The following is an 18,357-nucleotide window of genomic DNA, read 5'->3' on the forward strand; positions in this document are numbered from 1 at the left end:
GTGGTTTTTTGCCCGAGAAGGCAGAGCCTTCCGGAATACGTTACCAAGCTAAGTCCGGTAATGAGCGTAAAACTCAAGCAACTTGAGGCAGTTGTTGTTGGTTGAGGTAGTAGAAATGACCTTTTCTTTTAATTAATTCATCGTGAGTACCGCTTTCAACTAATACGCCGCTGACCGACTATGGTTGCTAATGTTTCAATTGTTGGGTTTTCAAAAAGAGTCGATAGGGTAAGATTGTGCCTAAATCTGTCCTGAATTTGAGCCATTAAACGTACAGCTAAAAATGAGTGTCCCCCCAAGTCAAAGAAGTTATCTGTTACCCCTATAGGGCTAGTATTTAGGAGATTTTCCCAAAGTTTGACTAACGATAATTCTGTAAAATTACGCGGTGCGACGAAGGATTGAGCCGTATTCGGTCGAATAATGTCATCTTTGGGAAGGGCTTGCTTGTCTACTTTGCCATTAGGTGTTAGGGGTAGCTCCTCTATTACCACAAAGGCAGATGGTAGCATATAATTAGGCAATTTCTGTTGTAGATAGGGCAATAGTTGTGCAGTTATTTCCTGTTTTGCTGTGACGATGTAAGCAATCAAACGCTGATTGTCTTGAGCATCATCGCTGGCTACTACAACAGATTCTTGCACATCTGGGTGTTGTGCAATAACGTTGGCAATTTCACCCAGTTCTACTCGAAAACCTCTAATTTTTATTTGTTCATCATGGCGACCCAAATACTCAAGATGACCATCTTTGAGATAACGGACTAAGTCACCTGTTTTGTAAAGCTTAGTTCCTGGGATAAAGGGATTGTCAATAAATCTTTCCTGAGTTAATTCAGGACGATGTAAATAACCTCTCGCCAATCCGTCACCCCCTACATAAAGTTCACCGACAACTCCTAGAGGTGTTAGTTGTAAATCGCGATCCAGCACATAGACCAGGGTATTGTCAATAGGACGACCGATGGGAACACTGTTTGCTTGTTCTTGCAATAAACTCGTGTCGTAATATGTGGCATTGGCGGAAACTTCCGATGAGCCGTAGAGGTTGATTAGTTTTGCTGAGGGCATTAATTCTCGGAAAGTTTGAGCTAACTTAACAGAAAGTGCTTCCCCACTCGTTATCCAAATTTTTAGCTGCGACAATTTTTCGGTCAAATGACTGTAATTATCCAGGAGTAAGCGCAATAGTGAGGGTACAAGTATAAGACGGGTAACTTTGTAATGCCCCAGAGCTTTTATAAATAGTTGTGTGTCTAGTAAAGTTGCATCATTAATAATGACAGTAGGAATTCCTTGAAGTAAGGGAGCAAAAATTTCCCACACAGAATCTACAAAGCTAATAGCTGTTTTCTGACAACAAACTTCTCCTGGGGTGAAAGGATAGGTTTTCCACAACCAGTGTAAGCCGTTTACTGTACCGCGATGAGTGCCAAGAACGCCTTTAGGAGTTCCCGTTGAGCCAGAAGTGTAGATAATATAGGCAAGATTGTCAGCTTTTGAGGCGCTAATAAGGTTTTGTTGACTCTCTTGCTGAATTATTTCCCAGTCACTGTCTAGGGAGATAAGCGTCATTTGTCTTTTATCATTTGTCATGTGTTCAAAATTCTTAACAAATGACGAATGACTAATGACCAATGACGCTTGAGAATCCGAGAGCATAAAATTTAGACGCTCAACAGGATAACTTGGATCGAGGGGAATGTAGGCTCCGCCGGCTTTAAGAATAGCTAAAATTCCCACCACCATGTCTACGGATCGTTCCAGACATATAGCGACTAGGGTTTCTTCTGTGACACCCTGTTTTTGTAAATAATGTGCAAGCTGATTAACTCTGTGATTAAGTTGACGATAAGTCAGTTTCTCAGATTGACTAATTAGCACTGTTAGCTCGGGGGTTCGCTCAACTTGTTGCTCAAATAATTGATGGAGAGATACATCTTGAGGATAATCTGCACAAGTTTGATTGAAGTTAAATAATAATTGCTCTCGCTCTTGAGTAGTTAGTAGCGACAGTTCCTGAATGGGCTGTTCTGGATGAGCAATGATACTTTCCAATAAGGTTTGGAAATTGTCGATAAACTGGGTAATTGTTGCTGAATCAAAAATATCGGTATTGTACTCCAAACAGCCTGTTAACCCTGCTTGTGATTCAGACATTGATAGGAAAATATCTAGCTGTGCTGTACCACTATCAAACTCTAAAGGACGCAAGGTTAAACCAGAAACTTCCCGCACAGATACTGGGCTGTTTTGCAGGACAAACATGATTTCATAAAGGGGATTTCGGTTTAAGTCTCGTTCGGGTTGCAATTCTTCTACAAGCATCTCGAAAGGCAAATCTTGATGTGCATAAGCATTAAGAGTCACCTCTCGGACTCTATGTAGAAGTTCGCGGAAACTGGGATTACCACTTAGGTTATTACGGAACACCAAAGTGTTAACAAATAAACCAAGCATCCCTTCTAATTCAGGTCGGCTGCGGTTGGCAATTGGAGAACCAATTAAGATGTCTTCTTGGTCTGTATAGCGATATAGTAATACATTAAATGCCGCCAGCAAACTCATAAATAGAGTGGTGTCTTCTTGCTGGTTTAATTGTTTTAGTCCATCAGTTAGGGCTTTTGAAAATTTAAAGTATTGCTTGGCACCAGCAAATGTAGCGATCGCCGGTCGCGGACGGGCTGTGGGTAACTGTAGTACTGGTAACTCGCCTTTTAGTTGTTGCTTCCAATAATTTAATTGAGTTGCTAGGAATTCACCTTGCAAGCGATCGCGTTGCCAAACTGCAAAATCTGCATACTGAATGGGAAGTTCAGGTAAAGAAGAAGGTTGATTTGTAGAAAAAGCTGCATACAACGTTGACAACTCCCCCAAGAACACACCACAAGACCATCCATCCGTAATAATATGGTGCATGGTCACCAGTAGAACGTGTTCTTCTTCACTTAAGCGAAGTAAAGTGGCTCTAACTAAAAGCTCTTTAGCTAAATTAAAAGGTTTTTTTGCTTCTTCCGCTACAATTTGTTTAACCTCAACTTCCCAATCTTGACCAGACAAATGCTCAAGATTAATAATGGGTAAATCCCAAGTTAATTCTGGTACAATCTCCTGTACTGGTTCTCCATTAACTACGATAAAATTGGTGTGCCAAACTTCGTGACGTTTGAGAATTTCATTCAGGCTTTGCTGAATTGCTGTAACATTAAGCTTTCCTTGAATATGAAAAGCGATGGGAATATTGTAGAAGGCACTACCTTGGTAAAGCTGGTCAATAAACCATAGTCTTTGTTGTGAAAAAGATAAGGGAATATTCTTTGAGGCTTGACGCTTAGGAATAGTGTCAGCTTGAAACTTGCCTCTCTTCCATTTTTCTAAAAGAGCTTTTTTGGCAGGTGATAAATTAGAGTACTGTTTATCCATCGCTAAGATACTATAAAGAATTATGATTGAGGCGTAGAAGCTTTCATACACACAAAGCAAGCCATACCTGCTTCTTCACTACCACCGAAATCTTTGGTATTATAATAATTAATTTCTGTGAAGCCTACATCTTTTAAACTAGACTGAACTTCTGCTAGAAAGAAATCTTTTCTTAACCATGTAGTATCCGAGCGCTCCCAAATTTTTTCTATTAATTCAAATCCGGTCACTTTGATTTCCCACATTCTTTCTTCCGGTTGATAATAGAATAATTCAATCAAGGAGCATTGGTCATTTACATAGACATGATTGAAATTTTTCTTCTTAGCAATTTCATGTATCCAATCTGTTATTGGTATTGTGAATACAAACACACCATTATCTTGCAGTGCAGAATATACATTTCGGAAGACCGTTTTCAAATCTTCATTGTTAAGGATGAAGAGTAAAACATCGTTTGACAGAACCGCATTAAAGATGCCTGGGAATTCAAACTTACGTATATCACTAAGAATAAATTCACTTTCAGGCGAATTTTTTCGAGCATAGCTCAACAGTGCTTCAGAAGCATCAATTCCAGTGACTTTGTACCCTCTTATATGAAGCTGTTGTACTAAATGTCCGCACCCACAACCAAGGTCAAGAATACGTGCTCCCTTAGGAAGATGTGATAAGAGCATTTGCTCTAAGGCAGGTATTATACCTTCTATTAAAGTTTCACCTGTATTCTTGAATTCATTTTGTAACCGAGCAATGGGTTCATAGTTTGGAGGGCTAGTTAGTAAATACATAAGCTGTTTTTCCTGTTTTTAATTGAGTAATGTGAGATTTTGAAACGAACAAGGCTGTTTCTTTACCCTAAAAGAGCTTCTACCTCTTCCTCGGATAATTCTTCAATTTTTTCCACTAGAAGTTGCTCAATCATTTTTGCTTGTGTGGCTGGTATTACTCCTTCCAATAAAAAATTACGAAGTGGGATTTCTACAGGAAATCTTGCTCGCAACCGAGAGACTAATTGAGTGGCGATTAACGAATCTCCTCCTAAGTCGTAAAAGTTGTCGTAAATACCAACTTCTGCAATCCCAAGTACCTCTTGCCATATTTCTGTAATTTGTTTTTCCAACTCATTTGTCGGAGGAACATAGGAATTACTCAGGTTAGGTCTTGAATAGCGAGCAAATGAACCTAAGTGATGGGAAGATTCAGAATGAGCTAGAGAATCAGGGTTAAAGGTATGCTGGTTTCTAGCATTGAGATCTACTGTAGAAATAATAATCTGATTTCTTTCGCCTAAAGAAAATATTCGTTTAAATACTTCTACAACTTCTTTGCCAGTAATGGCTAATTCTACTCCAGGTACTTGTCCAAGTGTTGTTGCTTCTAGGGTTTTATTTAGTTGTAATTTGTCCCAATTCAGAGTGTACCACGGCAGAGAATCAGCCTGGTTGTGCCGATTAGTAAAGGTATCTATGAAATGATGAACTGCTGTATATAAGCCTAACCCAAATCCACCTAAAATGGAAGATAAAGAAGAACAAATGATACAAAAATCAACTTTTTTGTTTTGTAAAGTCTTTTCTAAAACAGTCAGACTATAAAGTTCCGAATTCAAAAACTTTCTTAGTTCTATATTATCAATTTCTGGAATCGAGTTAAATATACTTTCACGCTTGATTCCAATCGAATAAATCACCCCATGAATTTGCTCGATATTCTCAGATACAAGGTTCTGGTGTATTTGTTCATAGTTAGTTCTATCTGCACGTACCACAACAATTTCTGCACCCAACTGAGCCAAGGCTTGCAATTTTTGGATTTTGCGGCTCACTTCATTTTCTTGGGAGTGGCTTTCAATCCACTGTAAATAGTCATCTTTTTCTGGAAAATGAGAATCCTCAATAAATACCAGTTTTGGTTGTACAGTTTTTGCTAAATATTCTGCCAGTACAACTCCAAGACTTTCTAATCCGCCATAAAACAGGTAAACCCCCTGTTTTCTCAATGGTGCTTTTTCTTCAACTACTGGCTTTAACTGAACTGGCTCAAATGTTTGTACCCAACGGTGGCGATCGCGATAAGCAACAACTAAGTCTGAGGATACACTTGTAAACTCATTTAAGAGTTGGTCAATAATATTATAACCATTTCCCTTGCTACTGTTAATATCTTGAGGATTGGTCAAATGAATGTCAATATTCCGACAAATGATGTTAGGATACTCTTGAGGAATTACCTTGCATAAACTTAAGACTACTGATTTCTCTGGGTCTAGAATTTCATTGCCATTGACTTGTTGGGTGTTATTAGATACAATCCAAAGCTGCAAACTTTGGTTAGTCGTCAGTTTACTAAAACTTTGTGTTAAAAACAGTAAAGTGTTGAATTCTAAATAATTTTCCAGTGGACGATTTTCAAAATTACTTACGCTCCATAAATAAGCAATATTTTGGAGGGTTTTACCTGATGACACAAGCTCTTGGAACAAAGTATGATAGTCTTCGCGTAAGCATGGGTTAATTGTATAAGTATCCTCACCTATTTTACTAAACCTATCTCCCTGCTTAACCGTAATGACATTTTTACCTTGATTTTTCAATTTACAAATTAATTGGTCTCCCACACCGCACTCATCAACAAAAAACAGCCATTGCTCCTGTGCAGATTCTATTTGAGCAGCCTCTAAACTAGGGAGCAACGAGCGTTTCCATGAAGGAGTATAGAACCAATCGGCAATATCTTGTTTATTATCTAATGTTGCTACCTGAGGGCTTGAAGAAGGTGATAAAGATTGAGGATCGATCCAATATCTTTGTCGCTCAAAGGGGTAGGTAGGCAAAGGTATACGATGACGGAACTCGTGGGTATAGAATCCCGACCAATCTATCTCCACACCAAAAAGCCACAATCGACCTAATGTTTGCAATACAAAACTGATATCCGATTCTTGTTCTTTAACATGGTTTAATAAAGTCAACACCTGTTGTTTGGCATTTTTATCTAAATGCTGTGTTGTTAATGTGCTTAAAGTTCGTCCCGGTCCCACCTCTAAAAACACACCTTCAAACTGCTTTAATAGTTGGGATATGCCATCAGAAAATCGCACTGTTTGGCGCAAATGTTGACCCCAATAGCTGGGATTTGTGGCTTGTTCATCCGTAATCCAGGTGCCAGTCACATTGGAAATAAAGCGAATGCGAGGTGGTCTGAGCTTCACTGTTTTCAACAACTGTACAAATGGTTCCAATATTGGTTCCATCATGGCAGAATGAAAGGCATGGGATGTATGCAACAGACGACATTCAACCCCTTGGTCAGACAATTGGTTTTGTAGTGCGGAGATCGCCTCATTTGCACCAGAAACGACACAGGAAGATGGGCTGTTAACTACTGCTATTTCTACAGAGGCGCTATCTTTTGTCTCTCTGTTTAACAGGGATTGGACATCTTTATATGCTAGTCTAATTGCCAGCATACTGCCATCTGGCAATTGTTGCATTAGTTTACCTCTAGTTGCTACAACTGCTAAGGCATCTTCTAGAGAAAAGACACCTGCAATGGTTGCAGCGACATATTCCCCAATGCTATGACCGATGGTGGCTTCTGGACGTACTCCCCACTCCATTAATAATTGAGCCAGGGCATATTCGAGGGCGAACAGTGCTGGTTGGGTAAAAGCAGTTTGTTGTAGTTGTAAAGAAGCTCCTTCAGTATCTTGTTCTTCTGGATATAGTAGAGAACGGATATCAAGACCCAGGTGAGGCTGCAAAATCTCAGCGCAAGTATCTACGTGTTTGCGGAAGGTGGGTTCGACTGAGTACAACTCCCTCCCCATATTGACATACTGCGCCCCTTGTCCTGAAAACATGAAGATTACCGGACAATTAGTTGGTTTGCAATGGTAACTAAAAACACGTTGCGGGTCTTGGTTGTTAAGCAAGTTGACCGCATCTTCCCAGTTTTGGCAAAGGATCGTGCGGCGATGGTCAAAAGCGCGACGACCCACTTGTAGGGTATGAGCGACATCAGGGATGGAAAGATCGGGATTTTGCTGGAGGTAAGCAGCTAAATTGGCTGTTGCAGCTTCTAGGGCTGTACTGGTTTTCGCTGAGAGAACTAACAATTGCCAGGGACGGGAAGTGGCTGAAGGTTCAATAACGGGAGCTTCTTCCAAGATGACATGGGCATTGGTACCCCCTACACCAAAAGAACTGACACCTGCTCTTTTTGGAATTTCGTTAGTTTTCCACTCCAATAACGAAGTATTAACATAAAAGGGGCTATTGGTAAACTCTATCTCTGGATTTGGTTGTTCAAAGTGCAAGCTGGGCGGTATCATCTGATGCTTCAGCGCCATGACCGTTTTGATTAAACCAGTCATACCAGCCGCTACATTCAGATGCCCAACATTGGTCTTGACGGAACCAATAGCACAAAATCCCTTCTTCTTGGTGCGGGCTTCAAACACCTTCTTGAGGGCACTAATTTCAATAGGGTCTCCCAACGCTGTACCGGTTCCGTGGGCTTCAATATAAGTAATAGTCTCCGGATTCAAGCCAGCGATTGCAACAGCTTCAGCAATTGCCGAGGCTTGACCACCAACACTAGGAGCTGTATAACCTACCTTAGCAGCACCATCATTATTGATAGCTGAACTCTTAATCACCGCATGAATACAGTCCCCATCTGCTAAAGCATCCTCTAATCTTTTGAGTACGACAATGCCTACGCCATCGCCAAAAACAGTTCCCTGTGCTTTAGCATCAAAGGCGCGACAGTGACCGTCGGGAGAAGTTATCCCCCCTTCTTGATAAAAATACCCTTGCTTTTGCAGAGATTGTATGGAAACTCCACCCGCTAAAGCGAGATCGCACTCGTAGTTTAGCAATCCTTGGCATGCCGAGTGAACAGCGACCAACGATGTGGAGCAAGCCGTACTAATATTGATACTTGGCCCTTTCAAGTTTAATTTATACGAAACTCGTGTGGCTGCAAAGTCTTGAACATTGCTAAAGAAAATTGAGGAACCCATTGATTTGATTACGTCAGGGTTAGAACTCAAGTTATCAAGCATATAGATACTCAAGTTAGTTCCCACGTAAACACCTGTCAATTCTTTGCCTGCGCCTGGGGCATAACCCGCATTTTCTAGAGCTTGCCAAGCACACTCAAGGAGAATGCGGTGTTGGGGGTCCATGATTTCGGCTTCCCTTGGGGAGAAATCGAAGAAGGAAGCGTCAAACATCTCAATGTTTGACAGACGAGCACCCGCTTTGACATATTGGGGGTCATTCAGCCACGCTGGATCTATGCCTGAAGCTGCTAGTTCCTCGTCACTGAAAAAGGAAATTGACTCCTGCCCATCACAAAGATTCTGCCAAAATTCCTCAACGTTTTTGGCTCCTGGAAAACGACCAACCAGACCGATTACGGCTATACCTTTGACGGAATCATCAATTTCTTGGTTATCCATCTGCCATCCTCCTTTGTTTCGCTAATTTTCTTCTTTCTTGCATAGCCGCTTCTTTTCTGCTGGCACGTTCATCTGCTTGCTGCAATGTTGTTTCGTCAGCCGATTTTCCACCGAGATACTCTGCTAAAGCACCGATGGTTGGATATTCAAATAGGTTAGCAATTGAAATGTTTTTATTTAATGTTTTTATTAGTTTATTACGAACTTGAATTATAAGTATTGAATCTCCTCCTAATTCAAAAAAATTATCATGGAGACCCACATCTTTTATTCCAAGAATTTCGTGCCAAATGTTAGCAATGACTTGCTCAAGCTCATTTGTAAGAGGAACGTATAGGTTTTGTAAATCGGGTCTGAGATGAAGCGATCGCAAATCTGCTTGTTGGGATGATTTATCTTGAAAAGATTTGAGCTGAATCCATTGGTCAATTCTAGCTTGAAGTTCTGCAGTAGAAACAATGACATGGTTGAATTCACTAAAGTGCAAAATCCTTTGCAACGCTTCTACACCTTCTTGGGCGTTGAATGCAAATTCAGTTACACTTGTTCCAACTGATGTACCTTGTTTATTTTCTTTTTCAAGTTTCCAGCTATCCCAACTTACACTGCTCCACGGAACAGGATGGCTCTGATTGTGTTTGTGTACAAAAGCGTCCATGAATATATTAGCTGCTGAGTAAGCAGCAAATCCTAAGCCTCCTAAAACAGATGATAAGGAAGAAAGCAATAAACAAAAATCCAAATGCTTGTCTTGCAAAACTTTGTCTAATGCAATCAGTCCGTATACTTTTGGTTGAAATTGCTGCTCGCAATCAGTTTTAGTTATATTTTCAACAGCTGCAAAAGACTTGCCTTCAAGAATTCCAGCCGCGTGGATAACACCGTTTAGCGGTCCAAACTGCTGTTGAGCCAGACTAATAGCGTTATGCATTTGTTCTATGTTGCTCACATCAGCACTCACCACCAAAACAGATGCACCCAATTGTTGGAGTTGTTGAAGTTGGCGAATCTTGCGACTGGTGCTATCGGTCTCATCGTGAGTCGCCAGCCATTGCGACCACTCGTCTGGTTTGGGAAAAGCCTTTCGTCCTACCAACAAGAGTTTTGCTTGTACTGTTCGCGCCAAATACTCTGCTAAAACCAGTCCAATCCCTCCGAGTCCACCTGTAATTAAGTAGACTCCCTTTTCCCTGAGTCGCGGCTTTTCAATTTGAGTTTGCTCGAAGCGTACTGGCTCAAAAGTTTGCACCCAACGGTTTAGTCCTCGGTAAGCAATTAGCTTGGACGAATCTGAAACTGTCAAGTCTATGAGTAATTTTTCTAAGAGTTGTTCTTCTTGCCAAGTTCCGGGTGAGGGAAGAATAACATCAATACTACGGCAGTTAATATTTGAATATTCTTGGGGTATAACTTTAATCGGTCCAAGTATTGTTGCTTTGTCTGGACAAAGCACTTCTGTTCCACTCACGGGTTGTAGGTTGTTAGAAATCACCGTGATGTGAAAATCCTCAGTGGTTTGTTGTTTTCCTAAAGCTTGAGCAAGAAACAGTAGACTGTAAAATCCTGTTGTTTGAGCGGTTTCAACTTTTTCAAGGTCTAATTGTATCTCATCGATAGGTGTGACACTCCAGCAATGCACAATCGTTTTTGGTAATTTGTTTTGTTTGAGTAGTTGGTCGATGAGGAGATGATAATCCTGATGATTTTGAGGATTGATAGTATATTGTAACTCCCCTAGTTTGGTAAAATTTTCTCCAACTGTGACAGCGATCGCATCCCAGTTCTGTTTTTCTAGGGATTTGAGCAATTTTTCACCCAATCCACACTCATCCACAAACACTAAGGCGTAAGATTTTTGGTCGGTTAATTGATTGCTATCAAGTTGTACTGGGGGTAAAGCGGGCTTCCAAAAAGGGATGTAAAACCAGTCCGCGATATCGGGTTTTTTCGCAAATGATGTTGGAAGGCGATTGTCTCCAATCAGGTTTCTCTCCGAGACGTTATGCCCTCGCCCATTGCCATTTTGTCCAAATCCTGGTTTTGGCGGTTCAATCCAGTAGCGTTGTCGCTTGTCCTTGGTCATTTGTTTTTGGTCATGTGTCATTGGTCATTTGTCATTGGTCATGTGTCATTGGTCATTTGTCATTGGTCATTTGTTTTTGGTTATCAGCTATTAACTACTAACCACTAACCACTAACTAATTGCTGTAATTCACTAGAGGGGGTTGTGCAGGCGCTACGGTAGGCCAGCCCGATTTTACTGGCTCTTGTAATGCTTGAGCATATTCGGCAGCTGCTTGATTGGTTGCAGGGGATGGTTTACGACTAGCTGCTTTTTTAAGCCACTTTTTGTAATCTTCAGAGGACTCAACAACAACATCTGCCTGCATGGTTGCAAAGTAAGTACCGCTGAATTCGGAATCGGTCAATCTATATTGACCAGTGCGGATGGGTGTGAATTCAAAGTCAATTTTGCGGTTGGGAATAATGTCTTGCTTAACTCGGAAAGCCGGAATATAAAAGCCGTGAAGCACATCCTCTGACTGCATCGCTAAACGAATACGGTGATTGACAGGTAAGTGCAGTTCAGTACTTGTGACTCCCGTTTCTGGGTAGCGGAAGACCCAAGCCCATTGCTTGGCATCGACTTCAATGTCTTCAACTGGCAGTACACTGGCTTCAGAAGACTCGTTGGCTTTATCAAAAACATTCCCCGTGTCCTCATTCTTAGGCGCGGCATATGCTGTTTCCATTGCCATTGGTATATGGACGTGAACAGCTGAGCTTGGTCCTTGAATCCCCATTTGCTCGTAGACTTGGTAGCTGTATCCTGCAATCCAAAACACTAGCAATACAGGAATTGCAGTCCAGACAAATTCCAAAGTTAGGTTTCCTTCAATAGGGGGACCATCGCTTGTATCATATTTTCCGGCTCGATGGAAAATGATTGAATAGGTGAGTGTTCCCGTCACTCCTAGGAAGATAAATGCCCCTAGTGTTACTAAAAAGCTAAACAATTCATCAATAAGTTGCGATTCTGCTGCGGCTTGAGGAGGTAGCCAGGAATATGCTAGATGCCCTATCCAAAGACTAACAGCAGTTAAGACGAGAGCACACGCACTCAGTATCAAAATATTTCTGATTTTCATGGCGACAAAAGTCATTAGTCATTGGGTATTAGTCATTGTCATTAGCCATGAGTCATTAGTTAAAAACAAATGACACTAGACAAATGACGAAGGACTAATTTAGTTACTTCAGCAGTAAATTGGGGTCTTGACCCAAGCGCAATAGCATATCAGCAGTGTTGTGAACCCCAAATTCTGCGGCTAGATGTGCTCCTAAAGTACCGTGGACGTACATGAGGAACATAATGAACAGCCCGGAAAGTAAATAAGTCCACCGCACTTCTTGGCTGTTGTCCCTGCGCGAAAAATAGCGTTGGAATCCTCTCCAAGCAGTCATACCAACAATCACTGCTAGAAGAAAAACACCACCTACACCATGCCAAAGCATTGTTTCCATTGCCTGCAATCCCCAAGCACTCTTTACGTCTGTAGATGGTTCTGCCAACATCATTTCGTAAAAACCTGCAGCCACGGTGAAAAACGTGATGACCGCCGAAGCTAGCATATTGTACCAACCAACATCAAAGAAGTTGGAACGAATAACAGGAATTGCCAAAAACTTAAAGACTGGTTTTTGTAGGGGGAACAACGCACCAATAACATCCAGAGTCACCCCAAGGATAAACAAACCCAGAGTGAGATGGACTAGGTTTGGATGAATGGGTATCGTATAGGGTAACCCATTTGCCCCAAGCTGGCTTTTCAATTGATCCATAAGTTCAGGGTTCATTGCAGCAAGCCCTCCTTCACGGCTTCAACAACTGGTACAGTATGCAACCCATACACCCAAACCAGTTCATCTCCGTAATAGACCTGTATACCTACCAAAACAGTCAATAACAATCCTGCAGCTAGATAATAAATAGGCACTTTGTCTGGGGTACGGGCGCGAATCACATAACGCCAAGCTGTAATGGCAGCAAGAATTCCTGAAAGCGACCAGCCAAGAAGCGTGTGTACATTTAGCACTGGTCGAGCTGCATTATAAGGTTCTGCCAAACCTGCTTCAAATTGACCAAAAATTATGGCGACGAAGATGGAAATCGTAGCGAAAAACATATTCCACCAACTCACCTCAAAAAGACGCTGGTTCCGGGTAAAATATCCAACGACATCACAGAAGAAAGCAAAGATTACCATCGCAATCACAAAGTGAACGACGATGGGATGCATCGTATCGGGATACGGTAAATTATGGTCATTCAAAATTGGAAGATACGCAAGCATGGTATTCTCCTTAATGGTTCGTGGTTAGTGGCTAGTGGTTAGTAGTTAACAATTAACAACTAACTATTAACTACTAATTTCTAATTCCTAACTATCTAAATAGAGTCACTCCTAAATCAAATTTTCCAGTTCAAAAGTCCAAGGAGTTCTGACTTCAGTCAAAATTGAGTATTCCTACTTTTGACTTTTGAATTTTGACTTCTATAAGAACTTAGGTTAGACCTAAACCCTGTCTAATTAACAGCACCATGCCAGACTAGTTTGTTTGTGAGGGGTAAACTCTTCCCTTTGAGGTATTTACCACTGTTAGCTATCTTAAACTTATGTTAATTAATTTTGTGTATCTGATGATATTTTTAGATTTTTTTCATTTTGATATAATAGAGAATAAATTGAGTAACGCACCATCTTTTCGTTGAAATAGTCAAGGTGGTTGACTCGGTATTTTTTATTACTCTACAGGTTATGAATATAGCAGGATAAAAACAAGCATGTGGGTATCACGAAGCAACAGAAAGCGCTTTGAACAATAGTCTCTTAATATTCCTTAACATAATTGCTTTGATTTCTGCCGATCCAGTTATCTGGATTTTGTCAACCAATGGTTTACAATAGGGAATTTAGTAGGTGAGCGAGAATAAATCTTACTTTTTATGTTATCTGAATAACCTCTCTCTAAATCTCTCTCCTTATAGGAGAGAGACTTTGAATTTTGGGTTTGACAGTTAGATTTTTTGTGGGCTAGTCCATATAAGGTGAAAAGTCAGGAGAATAACTAAAGCAGGTACCAATGATGTCGAAGGTGACTGCGGCTGTTGTTTTCATTGAGAATGGGCTTTTAAGACAACTTAGCAGCATTATACCTGCTTACAAAGCATAAGACCTCATGATAAAGTTAGAGAATGGCGATCGCTCTAGAGGTGTTCGCTAGCACTAGGCATTTAGAAAAACTGCCCCAACACCATGTCTGCAGCCCCATACAAAAGACACAAATAACAAAAGGACGAGAAATAGATCGATGGGCTCAGGCTCTTGGAATACATGAAGATTTTGAGCAAGCGATCGTTGCGTATGATTTAGTGTTTGTGCTGTTGGGAGATAAATACCTACGAGCACTTGACCTTCCAGTGAAAACTGATTCAGAACAAACTCTCATTTTTTTAGCTTCCAAAAAAAGTACTTTTTTTATCCGTTTCCTGAACGCCAATACAAAGTCTTTCATTCTCACCCTTTCCAATGCGGAAGCCTCACGTTTTGGTTATGGTTTAGTGGGATTAAAAGGATACCTGTTTAAGCTATTTGCAACTGAAGCAGAAGATAAACCAGATTTACTGCAAAGGGTTTATCAAGAGCCAAAAATATTTTTACAATTTGTTGATAAGCAATTACATTAATTAGCCTTACAAAGGGAAAATGCAGTTGATTAACCACAAAAATTTGAAACTAATTGATTACAAAATAAGCCTCGCAAAATATCTTTTATGAAAGTAAATAGCAAGCTCTTACATTAGCTTACAAATATGTTATCTGGTTATCCTCGATTAACCCCCTCCTCATTCAGGAGAGAATTTGGGAATAACTTGCTAGCGATCGTGATTAGTTGATATTCCAAAGATGTAAGGCGCGTTGCTCCTACGTCTCTCCAAGCACCTACACTTATATAAGCCCCTCAAACTCATTGGTGCCCTGATGAAAATCAGCAAGTACTTTATTGACTTCGCGAATGACTCGATCTTCCATTACCATAGAGCGCTGTAGCAAGAGCCGTCGATCGTTACCATAAGGTGTTGTTAGGACAACATTTCCTTGGGTTTCAAATAAAGGTACACTGGTTTCAATAATGTTGTAATCACTGCAAAATTGCTCCCATAAACTAGCTGTCATATGTATAGCTTTACCATTTCTGACTCTATACTAAGTAAGAGTGCCCAGATTGAGAGCAAAAAGTAGCATTTCAGCTAACATAGCAGTTTCTGATGCTTACTAGTCTTAGTTGTGAGTAATATTGTTCTCATTAATTATCCTCGTATTACTATAAAGACTTAAGGTACCATCTAACACCACGCAAGCAGAGCGCTTTTTTAAGCATTGCTCATGTTAAGCTAGTATCAATCTTCTGAATTTATTTGAGTTTTATGACAGTTGCTCAGTCAAGAAAGCCCTCTAGCAGCGATATTATGGTGACATTGAAGCGGCTCGTTGCTCTTTTAGAAGAAGATGAAATGGATGAGTATGGGATTTTACAACCGAGCCAAGCCGCCTTTAATTTGGCGATGCGATTGGTTGTAGATACCTATGAAGCAATGGGCGATCGCTTTCCCAGAGCATCGGCTTCGACGGATGAGCAAGGCGGTATTCGACTAACATGGAGCAAACAGCCGCCCGAAGGTGAACTTCGGTTGGTTTGCCCACCTACAGCCGAACACCAAGCTTATTTGTACCATGAAATGGAAGATAATTATGCCGTCGAACGGGATATAACAGCATCCATGTTAGTGCAGTGGTTGGAGTGGCTCAATCAAGCATAAACCAGTTTGAGCCATTGCTAGAAGATGCAGTTGTTTATCAGGAGGTTCAATTGTTAACTCCAAGTCAGGAAAGCCACGGAAGTATTCTTTAAGGCGAGTAAACTCTTCGTGATAACGAATCCCTGAAAGCACCTCTTGTCGCACAGATCCTAACAAAACGACTCGACCATCGACTATCAAATCGCGTAACTGATTAACAACAACCATTGCTTGTGACGGAGTATTTCGCCGCAATGCCAATGACCATACGGATGTGTCTACAACAACTTTCATCACTGCCGTCGCTGCTCTTTATAGTCGTAATCTTCGTCATAGTCAATTGTCCCAAATAAATCCAGCACCATTAGCTGCTTGCGACGCTGTACATATTCGCGCAATGCTTCTTCAACCACATCACGTTCGGTTTGTTGATTGCCCACGGCTAGGGCTTCTTGGATTAAGGCTTCGTCGATTTGGAGATTGATGGTCATGCACTTGCTTTTACAAACGGTATTAACACAGAAATTTTATCAGCAAGTTAAAATTTGTTGCTAAGAAATAAAATGCCCATCATATCGTGTCTGATTAAAGACTTATCATTAAGGGCGATGGTGTGATGGGGAGCAGGTCTTGTGGTTTTTGCACTGCTCGTTTAATAATAACTCATTAACCGAACATAAGAGCGCTCCCCTAATATCAAGTTATGAACTTTTTTAGGCTTCTACAGCATTAGATCTATCTCGTAACCATTGTTCTAAATCAGCGATAGTCGAAAAATCCAGTAATGCTTCTGCTAATTCTTCTAACTGTGCAACAGGTAATTTACGAATTTGCTCAATGAATGGGGCTTCAATCTCACCTAGACGACGATTGAGTTGTCGTATAATGACTTTCTGCTCACCTATTATTTCGCCTTCTTCCCTACCTTCTTCCCTACCTTCTTCCCTACCTTCTTCCCTAGCAAGTTGTACCGTTGGGCTAACCAAAGCCATTAACATTTCCTCCTCAAAACGATTGATTTTGGTAACTAATCTTTTTTGTAGCTGTTGAGGCAGCGTCATCATTGTATCAATTATGTCAAAGAGCTTAACAATTTGCTGTTTTGTGAAACCCCGCTCATAAAGTCCGCGAATTAACTGCCATTTCCATTCTTCGCGTAGGGTCAAATTACTAGTGGTTGCTTTAGTTTTTAGGTGTGCCATCGTAATGATGGCAAATGGATTACTATTGGATTCTAACTCATGCCAACTCTGTTCGTAATCCATGAGCTTGACAGAAGGAAATGTGAAACTCAATGAGCAATCTAAAACAGATTTAGCATAACGGTTAGGTCGCCATGTAGGAATAGTGTCACCTAAAACCGCCAAACTAACAACAAATTTATCGTAAAGTTCGGCGGCGCGGTAATTATAAGTGTATATTCGCTTGGACAAGTTAACATCATAATCACTTTGCACCTCAACGTGGATTAAAATCCAAGCTTCTTTTTTGTCCAACAACCGAACTTTATAAAGTTTATCAGCCACTCCATCTCCCGCTTCTGCTGAAGCGGTAATATTAGTAAAGTCAACGACTCCCTCACGAGAGCCGTTGCTCTCCAAAACCGTGCTTAACAGTTTCCCGTTACACGGCTCCTCAGTGAAACAGTGCTTGTCATGCAGACCTCATTACCCATTTACCCAGGACTTTTTCAAGTCTTTTGGTGGGTTTAGGCTTGGCACGGTCAAAAATTGTCGGTATTCCTAAAGGTCGTTTTTCTTCGCTCCCTGGCTTGGGAATCCATACCCGTCTAGTTGGGCTGACCTTTGACCCAAGTTTTAATTTACCTATCAGGTGAAGACGTTGCTTAGGGGTCAATGATTTCACACCATCCACTCCCGCCGTCTTCTTGTCGGGTAAGAGGGCGCACGTCGCCGCGTCCTTCTCCCCTAAGAACCGTACATGACACTTACGCATCATACGGCTCAAGCCTTCTGCTTTCCAGTACGTTGAATCATCAGTTTCATCAGGTTCCGAACCTGATTCCACCGACCGTTCTGGGTGGCACGATAAATTCTCTGTCTTAGGTTTCTAACCCGCTTTTTAACCAGCTTCCAATTAATTTCAGCCCAATTATTCAGCGGTTCCTTGGCTCCGATGTCATTGCTGACTCTATCTTTCACTTTCGGTTCGATTCCTTTTACTTTGTTTATCGTTGAAGACCCGCTGGAAGTTTGCCATCTTTCAATGTGGGACAAATTTTGAATCCCTATCTCCCACGTTACTAGGAGCTTTTGCTTTCTCCAGCATCCTTTACCCTCTAGATAGTTCCGTTTTCCTTGCGGTCTACCTACTCAAATCATCGACCTGTTTGAGAATCTATAGGGCTTACCGTGTTTCGTACATTTAACTAGTGACCGCTTTGGGTTCCACCTATACTCCGGTGAGAGTTATGTTCTCTCGTTATTAACCCAAGGAACTGTTAATAACCTACTCACTTACCTTTTTGGTTAGAGTGTATCAGCCTTATTTCACTCTTCAGATATAACGGAATTTACAGTGATTCACTTTAAGTTAACCCGAATCGGTCTTCCCCTTACCCGTATTACTGATTTAGGCTTTCA

Annotated in this window: 15 protein-coding genes; 2 read left to right on the forward strand and 13 right to left on the reverse strand. The window is 41.0% G+C overall.

The genetic code is table 11. The features are described from left to right. Window positions 1-155 precede the first annotated feature (155 nt). The 7 genes from ACYRY3_RS15435 to ACYRY3_RS15465 all read right to left on the reverse strand — a co-directional run bounded on the left by ACYRY3_RS15435 (window position 156) and on the right by ACYRY3_RS15465 (window position 13,247). Entirely contained in the window at window positions 156-3,422 is a 3,267-nt protein-coding gene (locus tag ACYRY3_RS15435; RefSeq protein WP_460202519.1) for a non-ribosomal peptide synthetase, read from the reverse strand. A 20-nt stretch (window positions 3,423-3,442) separates the two neighbouring features. Further along, on the reverse strand, window positions 3,443-4,213 hold the full coding sequence (locus tag ACYRY3_RS15440; RefSeq protein ID WP_460202520.1) for a class I SAM-dependent DNA methyltransferase: 771 nt from the start codon (window positions 4,211-4,213) through the stop codon (window positions 3,443-3,445). A gap of 62 nt (window positions 4,214-4,275) precedes the next feature. After that, window positions 4,276-8,892 carry a type I polyketide synthase gene (locus ACYRY3_RS15445; protein WP_460202521.1) on the reverse strand — a complete coding sequence of 1,539 codons (4,617 nt, stop codon included), beginning with the start codon at window positions 8,890-8,892 and terminating at the stop codon, window positions 4,276-4,278. Then, a complete protein-coding gene (locus ACYRY3_RS15450) occupies window positions 8,885-10,996 on the reverse strand; it encodes an SDR family NAD(P)-dependent oxidoreductase (RefSeq protein WP_460202522.1) in 2,112 nt (703 codons plus the stop codon). The genes ACYRY3_RS15445 and ACYRY3_RS15450 overlap by 8 nt, the downstream gene beginning before the upstream one ends. A 94-nt stretch (window positions 10,997-11,090) precedes the next feature. Then, window positions 11,091-12,041, reverse strand: a complete 951-nt coding sequence (locus ACYRY3_RS15455) for a cytochrome c oxidase subunit II (RefSeq protein ID WP_460202553.1) — start codon at window positions 12,039-12,041, stop codon at window positions 11,091-11,093. Between the two features lie 103 nt (window positions 12,042-12,144). After that, window positions 12,145-12,750: a DUF2231 domain-containing protein gene (locus ACYRY3_RS15460; RefSeq protein WP_460202523.1), complete on the reverse strand. Its 606-nt coding sequence runs from the start codon at window positions 12,748-12,750 to the stop codon at window positions 12,145-12,147. Then, complete coding sequence (locus ACYRY3_RS15465) at window positions 12,747-13,247, reverse strand: DUF2231 domain-containing protein (protein WP_460202524.1); 501 nt, start codon at window positions 13,245-13,247, stop codon at window positions 12,747-12,749. Before ACYRY3_RS15465 ends, ACYRY3_RS15460 begins: the two co-directional genes overlap by 4 nt. Before the next feature lie 902 nt (window positions 13,248-14,149). Here ACYRY3_RS15465 and ACYRY3_RS15470 point away from each other — a divergent pair. After that, window positions 14,150-14,641 (forward strand): hypothetical protein, encoded by a 492-nt coding sequence (locus tag ACYRY3_RS15470; RefSeq protein WP_460202525.1) that lies wholly within the window; start codon window positions 14,150-14,152, stop codon window positions 14,639-14,641. Between the two features lie 262 nt (window positions 14,642-14,903). On the opposite strand, the gene ACYRY3_RS15475 is transcribed toward ACYRY3_RS15470, so the two are convergent. Then, the gene (locus tag ACYRY3_RS15475; protein ID WP_460202526.1) at window positions 14,904-15,131 is read right to left on the reverse strand and encodes a hypothetical protein; all 228 of its coding nucleotides are present in this window, start codon (window positions 15,129-15,131) and stop codon (window positions 14,904-14,906) included. Between the two features lie 251 nt (window positions 15,132-15,382). On the opposite strand from ACYRY3_RS15475, the gene ACYRY3_RS15480 reads away from it, so the two are divergent. Further along, the gene (locus ACYRY3_RS15480; protein WP_460202527.1) at window positions 15,383-15,775 is read left to right on the forward strand and encodes a hypothetical protein; all 393 of its coding nucleotides are present in this window, start codon (window positions 15,383-15,385) and stop codon (window positions 15,773-15,775) included. On the opposite strand, the gene ACYRY3_RS15485 is transcribed toward ACYRY3_RS15480, so the two are convergent. The 5 genes from ACYRY3_RS15485 to ACYRY3_RS15505 form a co-directional block, all read right to left on the reverse strand. Then, window positions 15,740-16,051: a PIN domain-containing protein gene (locus tag ACYRY3_RS15485; RefSeq protein WP_460202528.1), complete on the reverse strand. Its 312-nt coding sequence runs from the start codon at window positions 16,049-16,051 to the stop codon at window positions 15,740-15,742. The two genes, ACYRY3_RS15480 and ACYRY3_RS15485, sit on opposite strands and share 36 nt — an antisense overlap. Then, window positions 16,048-16,245 carry a type II toxin-antitoxin system VapB family antitoxin gene (locus ACYRY3_RS15490; RefSeq protein WP_460202529.1) on the reverse strand — a complete coding sequence of 66 codons (198 nt, stop codon included), beginning with the start codon at window positions 16,243-16,245 and terminating at the stop codon, window positions 16,048-16,050. The genes ACYRY3_RS15485 and ACYRY3_RS15490 overlap by 4 nt, the downstream gene beginning before the upstream one ends. A 222-nt stretch (window positions 16,246-16,467) precedes the next feature. Then, window positions 16,468-17,355 (reverse strand): DUF4351 domain-containing protein, encoded by an 888-nt coding sequence (locus ACYRY3_RS15495; RefSeq protein WP_460202530.1) that lies wholly within the window; start codon window positions 17,353-17,355, stop codon window positions 16,468-16,470. Between the two features lie 52 nt (window positions 17,356-17,407). Next, entirely contained in the window at window positions 17,408-17,782 is a 375-nt protein-coding gene (locus ACYRY3_RS15500) for a hypothetical protein (RefSeq protein ID WP_460202531.1), read from the reverse strand. Beyond that, window positions 17,719-17,916, reverse strand: coding sequence for a reverse transcriptase N-terminal domain-containing protein (locus tag ACYRY3_RS15505; RefSeq protein ID WP_460202532.1), 198 nt, complete (start codon window positions 17,914-17,916; stop codon window positions 17,719-17,721). The genes ACYRY3_RS15500 and ACYRY3_RS15505 overlap by 64 nt, the downstream gene beginning before the upstream one ends. Between the last annotated feature and the right edge of the window lie 441 nt (window positions 17,917-18,357).

The sequence above is a fragment of the Scytonema sp. NUACC21 genome (genome assembly GCF_054684315.1).